Annotated in this window: 15 protein-coding genes; 5 read left to right on the forward strand and 10 right to left on the reverse strand. The window is 37.3% G+C overall.

Annotated features, from left to right (window positions below; genetic code table 11):
• From R2Q78_RS02625 to R2Q78_RS02650, 6 genes are read right to left on the reverse strand one after another with little or no spacing between them, the layout of a single operon-like run.
• Positions 1-468, reverse strand: a complete 468-nt coding sequence (locus R2Q78_RS02625) for a sterol desaturase family protein (protein WP_316788602.1) — start codon at positions 466-468, stop codon at positions 1-3.
• Positions 469-472: 4 nt separating this feature from the next.
• On the reverse strand, positions 473-994 hold the full coding sequence (gene idi / locus R2Q78_RS02630) for an isopentenyl-diphosphate Delta-isomerase (RefSeq protein ID WP_316788605.1): 522 nt from the start codon (positions 992-994) through the stop codon (positions 473-475).
• Positions 995-996: 2 nt separating this feature from the next.
• Positions 997-1,494: a hypothetical protein gene (locus tag R2Q78_RS02635; protein WP_316788607.1), complete on the reverse strand. Its 498-nt coding sequence runs from the start codon at positions 1,492-1,494 to the stop codon at positions 997-999.
• Positions 1,491-2,327: a phytoene/squalene synthase family protein gene (locus R2Q78_RS02640; protein WP_316788610.1), complete on the reverse strand. Its 837-nt coding sequence runs from the start codon at positions 2,325-2,327 to the stop codon at positions 1,491-1,493. Before R2Q78_RS02640 ends, R2Q78_RS02635 begins: the two co-directional genes overlap by 4 nt.
• Positions 2,311-3,831 (reverse strand): phytoene desaturase family protein, encoded by a 1,521-nt coding sequence (locus R2Q78_RS02645; protein WP_316788612.1) that lies wholly within the window; start codon positions 3,829-3,831, stop codon positions 2,311-2,313. Before R2Q78_RS02645 ends, R2Q78_RS02640 begins: the two co-directional genes overlap by 17 nt.
• Entirely contained in the window at positions 3,821-4,720 is a 900-nt protein-coding gene (locus R2Q78_RS02650) for a MerR family transcriptional regulator (RefSeq protein WP_316788613.1), read from the reverse strand. Before R2Q78_RS02650 ends, R2Q78_RS02645 begins: the two co-directional genes overlap by 11 nt.
• Positions 4,721-5,062: 342 nt before the next feature.
• Between R2Q78_RS02650 and R2Q78_RS02655 the strand changes: the two genes are divergently transcribed.
• A complete protein-coding gene (locus R2Q78_RS02655) occupies positions 5,063-6,889 on the forward strand; it encodes a M60 family metallopeptidase (RefSeq protein ID WP_316788614.1) in 1,827 nt (608 codons plus the stop codon).
• 127 nt (positions 6,890-7,016) lie between these two features.
• Here the strand turns inward: R2Q78_RS02655 and R2Q78_RS02660 are convergent, their stop codons facing one another.
• Positions 7,017-9,686 (reverse strand): PQQ-dependent sugar dehydrogenase, encoded by a 2,670-nt coding sequence (locus R2Q78_RS02660; RefSeq protein WP_316788615.1) that lies wholly within the window; start codon positions 9,684-9,686, stop codon positions 7,017-7,019.
• A 362-nt stretch (positions 9,687-10,048) separates the two neighbouring features.
• Here R2Q78_RS02660 and R2Q78_RS02665 point away from each other — a divergent pair, with 362 nt between their 5' ends.
• Together R2Q78_RS02665 and R2Q78_RS02670 are read left to right on the forward strand one after the other, a co-directional pair.
• A complete protein-coding gene (locus R2Q78_RS02665) occupies positions 10,049-10,681 on the forward strand; it encodes a hypothetical protein (protein WP_316788616.1) in 633 nt (210 codons plus the stop codon).
• The gene (locus R2Q78_RS02670) at positions 10,681-11,490 is read left to right on the forward strand and encodes a DUF3307 domain-containing protein (RefSeq protein WP_316788617.1); all 810 of its coding nucleotides are present in this window, start codon (positions 10,681-10,683) and stop codon (positions 11,488-11,490) included. Before R2Q78_RS02665 ends, R2Q78_RS02670 begins: the two co-directional genes overlap by 1 nt.
• 26 nt (positions 11,491-11,516) lie before the next feature.
• Here R2Q78_RS02670 and R2Q78_RS02675 read toward each other — a convergent pair whose 3' ends face one another.
• On the reverse strand, positions 11,517-12,386 hold the full coding sequence (locus R2Q78_RS02675; RefSeq protein WP_316788618.1) for an AraC family transcriptional regulator: 870 nt from the start codon (positions 12,384-12,386) through the stop codon (positions 11,517-11,519).
• Between the two features lie 138 nt (positions 12,387-12,524).
• Here R2Q78_RS02675 and R2Q78_RS02680 point away from each other — a divergent pair, with 138 nt between their 5' ends.
• Together R2Q78_RS02680 and R2Q78_RS02685 are read left to right on the forward strand one after the other, a co-directional pair.
• Entirely contained in the window at positions 12,525-13,541 is a 1,017-nt protein-coding gene (locus R2Q78_RS02680; RefSeq protein ID WP_316788619.1) for a zinc-binding alcohol dehydrogenase family protein, read from the forward strand.
• Positions 13,542-13,566: 25 nt separating this feature from the next.
• On the forward strand, positions 13,567-15,792 hold the full coding sequence (locus R2Q78_RS02685) for an alpha-L-fucosidase (protein ID WP_316788621.1): 2,226 nt from the start codon (positions 13,567-13,569) through the stop codon (positions 15,790-15,792).
• 18 nt (positions 15,793-15,810) lie between these two features.
• On the opposite strand, the gene R2Q78_RS02690 is transcribed toward R2Q78_RS02685, so the two are convergent.
• Positions 15,811-17,070 (reverse strand): MFS transporter, encoded by a 1,260-nt coding sequence (locus R2Q78_RS02690; RefSeq protein ID WP_316788623.1) that lies wholly within the window; start codon positions 17,068-17,070, stop codon positions 15,811-15,813.
• A gap of 12 nt (positions 17,071-17,082) precedes the next feature.
• On the reverse strand, positions 17,083-18,177 hold the full coding sequence (locus R2Q78_RS02695) for a zinc-binding dehydrogenase (RefSeq protein ID WP_316788625.1): 1,095 nt from the start codon (positions 18,175-18,177) through the stop codon (positions 17,083-17,085).
• Between the last annotated feature and the right edge of the window lie 66 nt (positions 18,178-18,243).

The raw sequence follows: 18,243 nt of genomic DNA on the forward strand, positions 1-18,243 counted from the left end.
CTAGGTGGTTTTTCTCATTTCCAAAAAGTATTTAAAAGGTACCCAAAGCATCCCAAAACACTCGCCATGTTCCTTATTTATGTGCTTATGGTGCATTTTATGAGCTCTCCTGATTGCCCTAAAGTACCAGTGGTCAGCATTTCTAAAAACCTTAAACCGTTGATGAATGAATATGTCGTGGACAAAAAAATATGCGGCACCGTATACTGTGATTCCTATACCTATCCAAAATGCGACATTATTGCCGTAAAAAGACCCTAAAGCCAGACAGACAATACCCGGCACAGCAAAGATCAGAAAGAAAAAATCATTTCGTTCTAAAAAACCTTCGTGATCCTTATGATGGTGATCTTTATGTAATACCCATAATAAGCCATGCATAACGTATTTATGAGTAAACCAGGCCACTCCTTCCATCGTAATAAAAGTTCCCAAGACAATCAAGAAATTAACTAGCAATACATTCATAAGCCTAAAATATTTGATTATAGTTATTCATTACCCTGGAAAAACAGATCTTCAACCATGCGGTATATTTTTCCGGATATGTATTCAGTTCTTCCAATAAAGTTTCCATTCCTATGTATTGATATGAAGCCACCTCATTTGTATTGACTACCGGCAGTTCATCACTGACACCAAAAAATACATGATCAAACTCATATTCTGAAATGCCATCCATTAAGTCAGCTCTGTATGTAAAACTAAATACGTGACGCAATTCAGCATTCATACCCATCTCCTCCATAAGTCTCCTGTGTGCAGCGTCAATTGTTTCTTCGCCCTGCCGGGGATGACTACAACAAGTATTTGTCCACTTTCCACCTGAGTGGTATTTATCAAATGCACGTTGCTGTAATAACAATTCACCATTGGCATTGAAAATGAAAATAGAAAATGCACGATGAAGTTTACCTTCAAGATGCGCTTCCATTTTAGGCATTATACCAATTTCATTATCATTAAGATCTACAAGTATTACATTTTCCGTCATTTCTATATTTTTTTCTTTTCTTCTTCAGTACAATATTTAGATGAAGAAAGATATGTTACAATATTCGTTTTAAGCTCTTTATCTCTTATTCCACGTAAATTATTCAACAGTATTATTTTATCCTCTTTAATCTGATCTTTGTATCCGAGAAAGGTGGGCAAGTTTGTTTGAATTGAAAATCTTAGAAACCTGATTTCGAGATTTTCTGGTTCTCTTTTTACCGCATGCTCTATAAATGATCTCCCTTTTTTAAATCTTCTTAGTTTACTAACTGGATTTACGGTATACTTTGCCCCCATCATCTCTGATACTCCTTTATAACAAACTAATAAAGGGCTTGATTTAGTATTCACAGGCTCAACTAATTTAACCAGCTTTACCCATGCAGACTTATTCGATTCTGATTCATAAAACAGGTTTCTCAGCTCTGCTACCTTTGGTTCAGACAAATCACCATAACCATCTATTAAACAAAATATTATAAACAAAAAAATCTTCATATTACATTCATTCTAAAACGGATAATTGAATCGCACATCAGACCAAACTTATGGCTATTTGATATTCTGATTCTTTTAGACATTACTTTCTCTGCAGTCGTATTTTTAATCTTGTTGAACAACTCTTTATAGTAGATATAAGCAAGGTATACGCCATTTCTAGACGATGACGGCAATTGTTTAATCCCTAAAAGAGCTGCTTTAAATTCATTTTCAATATCCTGTTCTATCAATTTCTTTTCTAAATTAGAAAACTTTTCAAGATCTACATTAGGAAAATAAGTGCGGCTTAGGGTGTTATAATCGGCTTTTAAGTCTCTAAGAAAATTTACCTTTTGAAAGGCTGAGCCTAATTTCATAGCCGAATCTTTCAATTCTCCATAAAGCCTCTCATCGCCTTCGGTAAACACCCTGAGACACATCAGTCCTACTACCTGAGCAGAGCCCAAAATATATTGATCGTATTTTTCAGGAGTATATTGATTTTGGTTTAAATCCATCTCCATACTTTGCAGAAACAAATCTATAAGTTCTTTATCAATATTATAAGCATTTACTACTTGCTGAAACGAGTTAAGTACAGGATTCAAACTAATTCCCTGCTCTATTGCTTCAAAGCAATCGTTCTTAAATTTATTTAAAAGAAAGGCCTTATCAAATTCATGGAAACTATCTACAATTTCATCGGCTAATCTTACAAATCCATAAATTGAATAAATGGGATTGCGTAATTTCTTGTTTAAGAAATATATTCCTAATGAAAAGCTGGTGCTATACCGCTTGGTCGTGATCCTGCTGCAATCTGCAGATAACTTGTCAAATAACTCTTTCATATCTAGGTAATTTTAGGTGCTTTATCAATTGTTTGGCGGCTACGTTTCCAGAAATAATAGACGGTGGTACTCCCGGTCCGGGAACAGTAAGCTGTCCGGCATAAAACAGATTGCCAATCTTTTTATTTTTAAGTGAGGGCTTCAGATTTGCAGTTTGCGTTAATGTGTTTGCTAATCCATAAGCATTGCCTTTATAGGAATTATAATCTGTTATAAAATCAGCTACACAATAGCTCTTTTTATAATCCAGATCTGACCTTATCTCACTACCGGTGTATTGTTCCAGCCTGTTCATGATGAGATCGAAATAGTGCTCACGCAACTCCGCAGTATCTTCCATATTTACTGCAAGGGGCATCAATACAAATAAGTTTTCGTGACCTTTTGGAGCTACGTCTGGATCTGTCTTGGACGGGCAGCAAACATAAAACAATGGTTTGGAAGGCCACTGTGGTTCTTTGTATATTTCCATAGCGTGTTGATCGAGGTTTTCATCAAAAAATAATGTATGATGGTTCAAACGATCTACTTTCCTCTTAACTCCCAGATAAAATATCAAACAAGACGGAGCCAATACCCTATTATCCCAATAATGCGCTGTATAATTGCGATAATTATCCCCCAGGAGCTTTTCCTCTACATGTTGATAGTCTGCAGCGGCGATGATCCCTTCATATTTCTTTTCTCTATTTGCTGAGGTCAATCCTGTTATTTTATTTTTTTCTATCTGAAAGCTCACCACGGGTTCGTCTAAATAGAATACTGCCCCTTGCCTTTCTGCCACAGTTTTCATAGCCGCTATTACAGCTGCGAAACCACCTTTCGGATACCAGGTTCCCAATTTTAATCCCGCATAGTTCATCAAACTATACAAAGCCGGCGTATCCTTTGGCATGGCTCCTAAAAAAAGCACAGGAAATTCCATCAAAGCAATCAACTTCGGATGTCTAAAGTATTTTCTAACATGTTTACTAAAGGATGTAAACACCTGAAGTCTGAACATTCCTTTTATAAGATCTGTATCTAAAAATTCAAGCAATGAAAGGCCTGGTTTGTAAACCAATTTATCTATTCCAACTTTGTATTTAAACTCAGCCCCTTTTAGAAATTCAATCAACTGCTCTGAACTCCCCTTTTCAATAGACTCGAAAAGCAGACACAATTCGTTGAAATCGGCAGGAATATCAAGCACATCGTCCTGACCATATACAACAGAGAATCCAGGATTCAAAAGCTCCAATTCGTAAAAATCACTAGCCTTATAGCCAAAGTCATTAAAAAACTTTTCGAATACATCAGGCATCCAATACCAACTGGGACCCATATCAAAAGCATAACCATTATCTGTAACCAACTGCCTTGCCCGACCGCCTATAGTAGGATTTTTCTCATAAACATCAACTTTAAATCCGCTTTTCGCTAAATAGGCAGCCGCACTGATACCAGCAAATCCAGCACCTATTACTGCAAAATCAGTTTTTTGATCATTGATTTCAATTGACATGTTGTGCTGCTTTTATAATTTGTTCAAATTCTTCGATGGATTGAAACCAACCTATGTTGGATGCCAGCTCTAACTCACTGATCAACTTATAATTTCCTGCAATATGTATCCTTGTTGTTTCATACAAATTGCTGAGTTCATTTAAATATTCGTTGGCTTCATTTAAAGGCCGGGACCTAACCATAAATAATAATATGTGGTCTATTCCATTATTGTGCATAGCATCTTTTACAGAATCCAGGGGAACTCTTCCTCCCAAAAAAATAACACGCTGTCCCTCTGCTTTAAGCACGTAATTGGCATAAAGCAAACCAATGTCATGGCCTTCATCTTCAGGGAGAAATAAAAGCCATGAAGAGTTTGCATTAGGCTTTATAGGCAAACCGTCTATAGCTTTATACAGCTTCTGTCTGAGTATATTAGATATAAAATGTTCTTGGGCAGGACAAATGTGATCTCTCCTCCACATCATTCCTAACCTCACCAGCAAGGGGTAAATTACATTTTTATAAGTAACAGCCATTCCATGAATACTTAAACACTCAGAAATCAGAATATCAAAATCATACTCATTATAGTGCAATCCGAAGTTGAGTAGCTGGGTGATGTAATATTCAAATTGAGCATCCTTAGAGATTTGATGATCCATCTCATTACTAAGGAGCTTGTCCATTTCCAGGTCTGATAAGGCACATACCTGAGATATCTTTAGGCCCGTTTGACTAAGTCCTACGATATTCAATAATCTCCGCAATTGGTTATCATCGTAAAACCTGGTGTTTCCTGCAGAACGCATAGGCTCCAAAGCATGATACCTGCGTTCCCAGATACGAATGGTATGAGTCTGCACTCCTGAAAGTTGTTCAAGATCGGATATGGAGTACTTCATTATTTGTCTAAATTTATTTTTATAAATCTAGACAAACATATTGATTAAAAGTTTTATAACCACCTAAAATTTTGATGTTATTATTAAAATTTTCGAACATCGATATAAGCATCTGTAAAAAACTTATATAAACAGGCTATAAAACAGGGTATTACGACACTTTTCAAACGTTTGCGCAAAAGTTTAAGATTAAGTTTAATGACTTTATTTGTTCATTTGATTAATAATTGATTAACGCATTATAACATCGCACAGCGAAGTAGTTTAACATTAATCTTTAAACGACCTGCAGGTATGAATTAAAATCAATTAAACCTTAACAATCCCTAATCAAATCCTATTATGAACCACAAAATTTTTAACTTTTTAAGTATTGCTACATTATGTGCGATACTTCTCTTTGGGTGTAAAAACCAAAAGCTTGATCCTGAAACCCGAGGTAAAGCAAGACCAGATGCCCTATCTGCGTCATCAAACCCAAACCTAAACTCTACAGTAGGGAGCAATACCCAAGATTTCAATGAATTAAAAGACGCAATTGCGGAAAGGAACAGACTGGCTCTTGGAAATCCCTGGTCAGACTTTGACCCCACAGGGTTTTATCTGGCTCCTAATACAACCATGCAAATCAGTTTGCAGCAATTGACAGGAACTGCCCGCCCAAAAATACTGGTGGGTACTTACTCCAGGTATTCGGTTAAAAACAATCCACAGGAGTTTACGCTTACAACCGGAACCAACAACATAACCGCCGATCAATATGGGGGGTTGGTATGGGTTCGTTTCGGCACTACAGGCACGCCCTCAAGCAGTGTGCGTATTACTTTTGTGAGCGGACATGTCCGTGCGCCTGTTTTCATCAAAAATCAAACTACACAAACGGACTGGGCGAACCAATTGTCTACCTATACCGCTTCTCCTGACGTCATATTAATTGGTACCAGAGTGTACCAGGTTTATTCGAGAACAAGAGCTTTAAACACACAAACTCAGGATAATAATTACGTATTGAGTAAAGCTGACCAGACGATGGATATTGAGGATGCCATTAGTGGAATTGATGGTTCTGCTGTACAACACCAACCAAATATAAATCAGCGTATTATCATGACTGAAAACGATGGTACCGGATGGATGTTTGCAACGTATTATCGTACTGCCTATGTAACTGCTGCTGCTTCTGCAGCATTCACATCAACCATTGGTGGTGTAGATGGCTGGGGACCATGGCATGAGCTTGGGCATATGCATCAGCAACAGGCATGGAAATGGAGTACTCTTGGAGAAGTTACAGTAAATATTTACAGTTTGGCAGTGGAGCGCGCTATGGGTGTTACGCCATCCAGACTAAAACGTGACAATGTATGGCCGGCTGTCTCTACCTATTTAGCCAACACGAGCCCTGCCAAGGATTTCAATGGTACAATATCTAATGGCGAGTGGATAAGATTATATATGTTCCATCAACTATGGTTGGCCTTTGGAGACAATTTTTACAAGCAGCTACATAAAGTAACACGTGTAGAACTTCCTACTGTAAGTACAGATGCTGAAAAAATGCGTTATTTCATGCTTAAAGCATGTTCTGTATCCGGCAGAAACCTCACTAACTTCTTTAGAAAATGGGGATTTCTGGTAAATGAAAGTGTATATACTGAAATTGCCGGGTTAGGACTACCTCAGCCTACAGTAGAACCAAGTACATTAAATGAAGATGTAGGAATTGAATCCGGATCTACCTACAAAATCATTTCCGCGGTAAACAATACAAGTTTGCTTGACGTAACAGCTAGCGGCACCAGTAATGGCACAACGGTTGCACTCTACAGCAACAATAACCCGTCAACTTTAAACCAACAGTGGAAAGTTACCAGTGTAGGCAGTGGTTATTATAAACTCCAACCACTACACGCACTTACCAAAGTAATGGATGTCACAGGTGCGGGAACAGCGAATGGTACGCAGATCCAACTTTATAACGACGACAGTTCAGCGGGACAAAAATGGGTGATTAGAAGTGTAGGTAGTGGATACTATAGTTTAGTGCCTGCATGTGCTCCCGACAAACAACTGGATGTGAACGGCGGATTTTCAGCAAACGGTACTAAAATCCAGATCTGGACAACAGGAACCGGAAATTCTCAAAAGTTCCAGTTTATAAAGCAATAATCTGAAAGAAGCTGTACAGAAAGGTGTAATTGTGCTCATCACCTGCAGGGATACGATGGAAATCATTTAAACTTCAACTATGTTTCTTTCTGTACAGCTTTTTTATAAAGTGTGAATTATGTATCTGCTAATATATATTCATCTTAATAGCAGATAACTTGGTTTCCTTCTCTGGAAATACAAACCATAATGTATGTTTCCCTATTATAGGTAACAGAGTAGCTACCGGATTTGCTGCAGAAGCCTTACCTATCAACCGGCCATCAATTGAATCTATACGCACTTCCACATCGCCATTTATACCTTTTCCGTCAGTGACGAATTCCATTTTTTTAAGGTCAGTTAAATCCACATTCTTCATTTGAATAGATGCTCCAGAGACTTTGGAAGTAACTGCTGTCTTATTTCTATTTAAATCAACTCCGTTAAAGCCATCTGTATGGTTCACTGAAACATACGGATCATTTAGTACAATCACATGTTCTGCAAACTGTGCGGGAGCCAATTTACTGCCTCTATCTTTATAAGCTGCCCTAAATATAAAAGAGCCTTTATTTGTTTGTCCAGGCTTAACGTTTGTTGTATAGCTCCCAATAACTGGTAGATTTTTATTGACCGGAGCTTTTTCACTCAGACTCAGGATGTATTTAACGATTGAAGTTACCTCACTTACAGGCATGGTAGAATGTGCAGGCATCATTGCATCGCCCCATACTCCCGCTCCTCCGTTGATCACCTTTTTTACAAGCGTGGCTTCTGCAGTTTTACTACTCTTATATTTTAAAGCAACCTGTTTAAACGATGGGCCTAATGATTTGGTATCAACTGCATGACAAGCATTACAGTCACTTTTCTTAATCATTGCTTTAGCGGCTGAAAACTGTGCTGTAACATCAAAATTATTCTGACGCTGAGCAATAACCGTCATATCATATCCCTCAGTAAGGTAGTTAATGGAAACGGATACCTGAGCAGGTGATATTCTTTTATTAGCTAGGCTACCATCCTCTTTATCTGTTACGCTAACTGCATAGCTGATACTGTTGCCAGGAAAATAGAAACTAGAATTGCCTTTTTTAAAATCGAATTTAACGACAGGAATGGCATTACCTGCAGCAATATCAACTGATTTGCTATTTTTAGCTCCCTGGCCGTCTGTAACAGTAAGTATAGCTTTATAAACTCCACCTGTCATCAAAGTAATTTCAGGATCCGCCAATTTGCTTGATTGCTTTAAAATACCTCCCTTTGTAATTTTCCACTCATATTTTAAAGAATCTCCATCAGCATCAGAGGTTCCTGAAGAAGACAATTTAATTTTTAGAGGAACTGGCCCGGCCGGGATATTGGTCGCTACCTGTACCACTGGTTTTCTATTACCACCATTATATTCTATTTTGATGAGTTCGGCTTCAGGATTATCCTTAAAATAGCCATTGCCATATTCCAGTACATACAAGCTTCCATCCGGGCCAAACTTGATATCTATAGGGCCGCGTAAAGTCAGATTGGGCAAGAAGCGCTCCATGGATTTGAAATTACCGTTGTCATCAAGTGCCACTAATAACAACCAACCCCTCACCCAGTCCGTAATCAACCATTTTCCCTCAAAATAATCAGGAAAAACTTTAGCCGTCTGTTTGAAATCACTTTTATGAAATATAGGGCCGCCTACTGCACTTCGCCCACCACTGCCCATTTCAGGGAATTCTTCGCTTGCAGCATAGGGATACCAGATCATTGAAGCTACGGCCGGAGGTAATATATTGAGTCCTGTATTGTTAGGCGAATTATTTGCAGGATTCATGACATCATAAGGCGCTCCGGATTGCTTGGTTGCAAAATTATAATATCTATATGCCTGATTATTGCCTATAAAATAGGGCCAGCCATAGTTGCCTGCCTTTTTAGCTATATTAAATTCATCATAAGAACGTGGTCCCCGGCTTTCAGAACTATTAGAGCCATCAGGACCTACCTCTCCCCAATACAACCAGTTGGTCTTACTATCTATGGTTAATCGCCATGGATTTCTATTGCCCATTGTATAGATTTCCGGCCTTGTTTTTGGGGTTCCTTTCGGAAACAGATTTCCTTCTGGAATGGTATAGGTGCCATCAGGTTCCGGATGTATTCTTAGAATTTTCCCCCTCAGGTCGTTGGTATTTCCAGAAGATTTTTGTGCGTCCCTTGGACTTTCACCCGGGCGTTCATCTATTGGTGTAAATCCATCCGATGATCTTGAAAAAGTATTATCTCCAGTGCTTAGCAAAAGGTTTTTATCCTTATCAAATAGCATTCCGCCGCCTACATGGCAACATTCTTCACGTTGTACTGCAACATCAAGAATTTTCTTTTCGGTTGCCATATTGAGCTTTCCTCCTATCCATGTAAACCTTGACAACCTGTTTGCCGATTCATTTTTTGGAGAGTAGTAAATATAAATCCAATGGTTCTTAGCATAATCCGGATCGAGAATAACACCTTGCAACCCATCTTCACCTTCCGATCGTTCTCCGGTTTTACTTACATATTCCCTGCTTACAGAAAGATCGGCTATTACGACCATTTTATTTGTAACCGGATCATATATTTTCAGTTTTCCTTTACGTTCAGCATAAAGTACTTTACCATCATTCAAGACCTGGAACTGCATGGGTTCTTCAAGCTTTTGTGCTAGTATTACTTTGGTAAAGCGGTTATCTTCAGGCTTCGCTTTTCCCTGGGCATGTGCATTATTTTGAAGTAAGGAGAATAAGGAAAACCCGATCAGAATCAGGTGGTAATTTAGTTTCATTTTTATATTCAGGTTACAGTTTGGGTTAAGGTTTTCGGTTAATGATAAGGTCATCGATTTAGAACTACTTATTGTTAATCCGTTTTAGCAGCACCTAATATAACAGTTTGCACTAAAATTTCATTTTGATCTATTTAAAAGTTACAAGACCATATACTTAGTTATAAACCCAATAATTGTTTGTTTAAGTTGTTTGGACCTACCACCTGTAAATAAAAAATTCTTCTTGTTTATACATGGTAATTGATACATTTATGCATTATAGGTCAAAACACCTATTATCATTAAATATAGAATAAAATCCCTATAAATTTAATATATAGAATAAAATCCCTATATTTATTATTACATAAATGATGGGTATGAAAAAACAAGCTGTTATAACAGGAGATATCATCAACTTCACAAAGTTATCTGCGATTAAAAGACAACAATTAATTGAAAATACAGAAGTGCTTTTAAAAACATGGACTAAGGAAAAAGGTGAAGCAGAAATATTTAGGGGAGATAGCTATCAGGTATTATTTGATGAAATTTTCGAGGCCATAACAAAAAGTATACAACTAATATGCTGGTTCAAAAAACATTCAGATGAGAATAACAAAATATATTTGAGCACACGCATCTCTATAGGTGTTGGTGAGATTTCTTATTTAGGCAAAAATGTTCTCAACTCAGATGGAGAAGCGTTCCACCTGTCAGGAAGAAACTTCGATACCATGAAAGATAGTGAATACTTATCCATCCATACAGCAGATGAAAACAAGAATGCCGGCATTGAAATAATTCTTGGCTTCATCAATAAATACATAGGCAAATGGACGAAGGGACAAGCAGAAGTAATTTTTCTTCTACTAGAAGGCAAAACCCAGCAGGAAACTGCAGAAACACTTTCTTTATCTCAGCCCTCAGTTAACGGGAGGTTAAAATCAGCTGGATGGAAGGAAGTTGAAGCCACAATCAAATATATTGCAAACTTAATAGAACAGAAATAATGGAAATAAACTTACTATTGAGATTAGTTATTGCACATCTTTTGACTGATTTTGTATTACAGCCAAAAAGCTGGGTGACTGACAGAGAACAAAAAAAGGGAAAATCTTCGAAGCTATATATACATGTTATTATAACTACGATAGTTGCTTATCTCTTCTCGGGGCTTTATGATAACTTGGTCATTCCATTAGTGATATTCAGCACCCATCTGTTTATCGATTATATAAAATCAAAAACAAACAAAGATAAATTCAGCTATTTTATTGCCGATCAACTGGCCCATTTACTTGTTATAGTGATTTTGTGGCTTTCCATTGAAAACATCTGGGTAAACATTCTGCCATTCAAAGCTCAATTATTCAGCAATACAAAATTTTGGGTGGTTTCAGCAGGTTATTTATTTGTAAGCTGGCCATTAGGAATCATCATAGGAAAAGCAACACAAAAATGGCGTGATCAGATTAGTCGTGAAAAAGAAAAATTGACCTTAAATAAAAGTGATGATATAACCGAAGAAAATCAAACTCCAGCATTACCTGAAATCACTAAAACTACAGAAGAACAAGAGCTTGGATTAGCTAGTGCAGGCAAATGGATTGGCATTTGTGAAAGAATACTCATACTGACTTTTGTGCTGATGGCTCAATATACAGCAATTGGTTTTTTAATGACAGCAAAATCAATTTTAAGGTTCAGCGAAAAAGAAGCCAATACTCAACTAAAAACAGAATACGTATTAGTGGGAACCTTGGTTAGCTTTGCCTCTTCAGCAATGATTGGTGTATTAATTAATCTGCTATTAAAGTAATCTGGAGGTTTTGTACAAAAATCCAATTAATCAATGAGGTGAGTTTGCCGATATGTTTTTGGCGTTTTACCCGTGATCATTTTAAAGCATTTATGAAAAGAAGAGAAATTATAAAATCCTGACTCAAAACATACTTGCTTGACTCCCATTTTATTCTCGAGAATCAGTTTGCATGCGTAACCTATCCGGATATCAATTAGAAATCTAGAAAATGTCTTTCCTGTGCGAGTTTTAAAATATCTGCAAAATGAGTTTGGAACAAGGTCTGCAACTGCTGCGATTTCTTCAAGTTGAATCTTTTTCTTGAAATTATTCAAAGCAAAATTGTAAATATTACTCATTCTTTCGTTCTCAGATTCCCGAAAGTCATACCTAAAGCCCATAGAGGAAAGTAAATCCGGCTGCGGCAGATTTGAAATATGCATTAAACACGTAAGAAGTCCTATTATTTTAGCCATCCCCTCGCTTCTGTAGATTTGTTCAATAAAAGCAGCAATCTTTGTAGCCTCATTTCCTTTGATCAGGATGCCGCGTCTGGCCTTATCCAGCACATCTTTTATCGATTTTGCTTCTGGCAGAAATAAAAACCGTTCTCCTATAAAATTAGGACTAAAATGAATTACCGTTGAATAAGGTTCCTGCGAGGCTTTATCCTCAAAACAAGGTATATCATAACGCCAGTAATGAGGTAAATCACTACCGACTAAGACTATATCTCCAGGTCCAAATCTCTTTATATCATCGCCAACAAACTGAGTACCTGTGCCTTTATGAAAACAGATCAATTCAATTTCCGTATGGTAATGCCATCTATTATTAATGTTGGGGATCATATCTTTTCTAATACAGAAAGACTGATCTACACTACCTGGAACTTTCAAATGGAGTGGTTTCATAAACTACGATTATAATAAAAATATGCCCAAAAAAGGAAGAATATCTATAAAGATGTTAATTTGACTTAATAATCAGTTAAATTCAACTCTCTTTTATAGCTGAAAGAACCTTTCTTTATGTCTTAAATTATAATATAAATGAAAGCACTTGTATGTAAAACTCCAGGAGCATTGGAATATATAGAAGTTCAAATGCCCGCTTTAAAAAAAGAACACAGTATATTGAAAATTAATAGTGTTGGCATTTGCGGAACAGACTATCACGCCTTTGACGGGACACAGCCTTATTTCGAATATCCAAGAATATTGGGACATGAAATTTCAGCTGAAATTGCCGATACGGAACCAGATAGTGGCTTCGTTATTGGAGAAAAAGTAACAGTAAGCCCATATTTCTATTGCGGTAAATGCATTGCCTGCAGATCTCATAAGACAAATTGCTGTGAACAACTTCAAGTATTAGGTGTTCACACAGACGGCGCTATGTGTTCATATATTTTAGTACCAGACTATTCAATTATATCTGGGAATAAATTAAGGGAAGATGAATTGGTTTTGGTTGAGCCCCTAGCCATTGGAGCGCACGGGATCAGCAGAGCTCAAATTAAACAGGGAGAATTCATATTGGTCATGGGCGCAGGTCCAATCGGCATTGCAACAATGAATTTCGCAATTATAGCTGGAGCCAAGGTAATTGCAATGGATAAAAATCAGAAACGATTAGACTTTTGTAAAAACAAGTTGGGCATTCCTTACACCATCAATCCTGATGAAGATGATATTATCGAAAAACTAAGGGAATTTACCAACAAGGATATGCCTACCGTTATTCTGGATTGTACAGGCAATATTAAGGCGATCAATAATGCAGTTAATTACCTGGCACATGGGGGACGTTTCGTAATTATAGGTCTGCAAAAGGAAGAAATAAGTATCAATCATCCAGGCTTCCACAAAAAAGAAGCTACGCTAATGAGTAGTAGAAATGCTTTACCTGAAGATTTCAAGCATGTGATCTCCTGTATACAAAATGGAAAGATTAAAACCAAGGACTACATTACCCACAGGTTAAAATTTGGAGACCCAAATTTAAGTTTTACAAATCAGGATCAAACACTTATCAAAGCCATTTTGGTTTTAGATGATGAAATTTAAGCAATACATATTAACCAAATACACAATGAAAATATTAATCTTTTTACTACTTACAACAATAACATTAAGCGTTGCAGGCCAAAACAAAACAACAGCTACGCGAACTAAAAATACTATTCCAATCGACATTGGGGATAGTAAGGAAATGATCATACAAAAGGCAGCAAACGTTGTCCCCACAAAAAATCAATATGAAGCATTAAAAAATGAATTTATTGCATTCATACATTTTGGGCCTAATACTTTTACCAGAATGGAATGGGGTAATGGCTTAGAAGATCCTAAAATTTTTGATCTAAAGGAACTTCATACCGATCAATGGTGCGAAGCTATCAAGTCGGCAGGAATGAAGATGGTAATTATTACCGTAAAACACCACGACGGTTTTGTTTTGTGGCAAAGCCGCTATACTAAACACGGTATTATGTCCACTGACTATAAAAATGGTAAGGGAGACATCCTAAAAGACCTTTCTGCATCTTGTAAAAAATATGGACTAAAACTAGGGGTATACCTATCCCCTGCTGATTTATATCAGATAGAGAATCCTGCAGGCTTATACGGAAACTTAAGTAAGTATACAAAAAGAACAATCCCTAGAGTTGTTCCTGGAAGACCATTTGTCAACAAAAAAACTTTTGAATTTGAAGCCGACGATTATAATGAATATTTCATGAACCAGCTTTATGAACTGCTTACAGAGTATGGTCGCATTGATGAAGTATGGTTTGATGGTGCACATCCAAAAACAAAGGGTGGTCAGCAGTATAATTATATGGCATGGAAAAAGCTAATTAACACCCTGGCTCCGAATGCAGTAATCTTTGGGAAAGAAGATATCAGATGGTGTGGTAACGAAGCTGGAAAAACCAGAAATACCGAATGGAATGTAATCCCTTATCTCGAAGACCCAAAACTAATGAATAACTTCGCTGATTTGACTGAGGATTCACTTGGAAACAGAAACAATCTTTATAAAGGTAAATTTTTACACTATCAGCAAGCAGAAACCAATACTTCAATAAGAGAAGGATGGTTCTATAGAGACGATAACAAGCAGAAGGTAAGAAGTGCAGACGATGTGTTTGATATTTATGAACGTTCAACAGGTGGCAACTCCACTTTTTTACTTAACATTCCGCCTAACCGTGATGGAAAGTTTTCGTCCACAGATGTACAGGTATTAAATGAGGTAGGCAAGAGAATAAAAGAGACCTATGGCAAAAACCTCTTGAGCAAGGCATCTGGACCAAAAGAAATTTTAGATCAAAATACCAGCACATACCTTCTGAATAACAATCAAGTTTTGTTATCAACACCTTCTCCCATCACCATAAACAGGCTAGTTATACAAGAGGCAATTGCGACACACGGTGAACGCGTAGAACTACATGCGTTAGATGCGTGGATAAACAATCAATGGAAAGAAATAGCCAAAGGTACAAATATAGGCTACAAAAGAATCCTGCGTTTTCCTGAAATTACCTCAGGAAAATTTAGGATACGTATATTAAAATCCCGCGCCATTCCAGCAATTAGCAATATCACTGCCCACTATTATATTAGCAGGCCACCCCAAATTCAATTCTCCAGAGACCTAAATGGATTTGTTAAACTTACTCCCTTTGAGCAAGAGTTTAACTGGAAACCACACGGAGAACATGCAGCACAAAATCTAAGCACAGATGTTCAAATTTATTATACTACTGACGGAACTGAACCTACTAGTTCTAGTTTGAAATATACTCAGCCTTTTTTAATAAACAGCCGTGAAGTTAAAGCAGTAAGTTATTCGAAAAATGTAAAGGGTTCAGTAAATACAAGTCTATTTGGAATGACAAAAAGCCATTGGAAAATTCTTAATGGCAGTAGCGAAAAACAAAGCCGCAACAGCCCACCCAATGCAATTGATGAAAACGATCGAACATACTGGCATTCCAAAGAAGGATCAATAGATCCTATTGCTATAGATCTAGGAAAACTTACCGTTTTAAAAGGATTTGCTTATACACCGCAAAAAGAAAATAGCGATGGCATGATACAAAGTGGAATTATACAAATCAGTAAAGATGGGAAGACGTGGGTAGATGCTGAAAGCTTTGAATTTGGCAACTTGATAAATGATCCTGTAAGACGAATTCATTATTTTAAAGCACCTATCGATAGCCAGTTCGTTCGCTTAACTCCTAAAGTGATAGCTGGCGATGGAAAAACAGTAACTATTGCTGAACTGGATTTTATTGAAAATTAAAAGCGATGCCTTATCTGACTAAGACACTGGAATTTTAGTCAGATAAGGCATTTTATTCACTTTAACCAGGGAGATTACTATAGCAGAAAGTAAGCAGATTACAGAGACTATTATAAATATGACATCAGAGTTGCCCAACAAGTCAATGACATGTCCAAACATCGGTTCACCTAAAGCCGCAAATACATAACCACACATATTCATTAGTCCGATTCCAGTGCCAGTATATTTATTTCCGAGCATCTCCGGACTTAAAGTCCAGAAATTGGCTTGAGGCCCATAAACAAAGAAACCGACAAAAAACATCAATACAGCGCCCACAATGATATTCTCTGCTGGCAATAAATAAATTAGTAATGCCAGTCCGGCACTAATTAACATACCAAATCTAATAGAAGCAATTCTGTTACGCTTAAATAATGAGTCTGACAATATCCCAAAGGAAAGTGCACCCGTTGCCATGCCTATTGGAAGCAAAAAGGTTACCCACAAATAACTTGGGTTCGCTTTCCAATTCTCACCAAGATAATGTACTGGAACCCAAAAAATAAGACCGTATCTGGCCATGCTTTCAAATGCAAAAGAAAGCGAGGCCATCATAAAGCCCTTATTGTTAAAAACAACTTTATATCGGCGCACCCAATCTTCTTTCGGTGCGGACGGTTCAGACCTGTTTTCTTCAAATTCCTGAAAACCAAGCAACGACGGCTTATCTCTTATTACCCATAAATAAATCGTGGCGACCACTAATAACAACAAAACAGGTAAACGAAACAACATTCTCCATTCCATATGTTGTTGAATCATTACAATAGAAAGCAAATACGTTACAGCGGATGATAACCCCGCAGACATCGTAAATAATCCAAAAGCCTTTCCTTTTTCTTCTTTGGACCACCAGTTCGAAATCACCTTACTACTAGGAGCCCACGCCATAGACTGAAAATAACCATTGAATGCCCAGAAAATCATGATCAGCCCTGCAGATTGTGAAAAGCTAATGGCTATATTCATACATACAGACAGATAGGCTCCAGTAACCACCATAAACCTGGCACTGAATCGGTCCGCCAAATTCCCGTTAATGAATTGACCCACTGCATAACCAATCAGCATGGAGAAACTTATCCATCCTACTTGTGCATAACCGATATTCAATTCTTTTGACATATCCTTTACCGCCCACCCAAAATTATGCCTTCCGGTATAAAAAAACAGATAACACAACATGCAAATGAGCAACATAACCCATTGCTGATTTCTAAATTTTTTAGCCATTTTTTTATATAGTTATTTTGAAATTCGAATACCCACTCGAAGTGGCTTGTGTTTTACAGCATATTGAAATGCTTCCTGGGCATCCAGAAGAGCAAACTCTTTTGAAACAATATCATCAAAAGGATATTTCCTGTAATTTCTTGTGATAAAATCAACTGCGGAAACAAAATCCTCATAATTGTAATTGTGCAGCCCTTTGATACTGATTAATTTACGAATAACCTGCTCTGCATCTATTTGTATAGGGCGCGAATGAAATACGCCTCCAATCCATATGGCGATTCCACCTACTGCCAAAGATTTAACTCCAAATTCCATGGCCAATGGGGCTCCACTCATATCGAAAACCACATCTACACCATTTTTCGGAAAGGTCTCTTTTAATGAATTTTCAAAATCAGTGTCATTTTCATTCAAAAGGAAAGTCTTATCAACTCCGAATGATCTGGATTGTTCGAGTCTGGCTTCATTAATATCTGTTGCCCATACTACCGCTGCGCCAGCGTCTTTGCACATGGCTCCGCAAATAATCCCAAGCAGCCCCATACCGGTAATCATCACATTCTTCCCATTAAGATCGCCGGCTAGCCTTAGGCCTCCTGAAACGGTGGCTATTGCACAATTAATTGTTGCGGCTATGGGAAGCGGTAAGTCTTCAGGAATTCGGAGTATGACCGTGTCCTTTTTCAAAATGCAATAATCACTTAATCCACCATGGAATGCATCATCGCCCTTTATCTGCGCATGACCATATTTAAACAAACTGTTGGCCTTCTGTGGCATTCCAAGTGCTGTCCATTCAGAATTTGGATCTGAACTGAATATAGTCCAGGTAACAACATCACCTTCTTTTAAAGTATTTCCAAGATAATCTAACCTGTTATGCGTCTCTTCAAATTTCAGTATACGACCAACGATTTCATGCCCCAATACTGTAGGTGTCTTCTCATTTCTTAATCCACAAAAAGTATGTAAATCACTACCACATAGAGTAGTATAAAGGTTTTCTATCAACACCTCCCCTTCCTGTAGTTCTGGAACTGTCTTTATATCAGAACGCATTGGTTTGTCTGCACCATCAAAAATTATAATATTTCCTTTTTTCATTTTGTGTTTTGTTTTAGTGATTACGCTAAGGTGCAAAAAAAAGAAACAAATGTTTAATTAAGCTAA

It is taken from the genome of Pedobacter frigoris (genome assembly GCF_032678645.1).
GTDB lineage: Bacteria > Bacteroidota > Bacteroidia > Sphingobacteriales > Sphingobacteriaceae > Pedobacter > Pedobacter frigoris_A.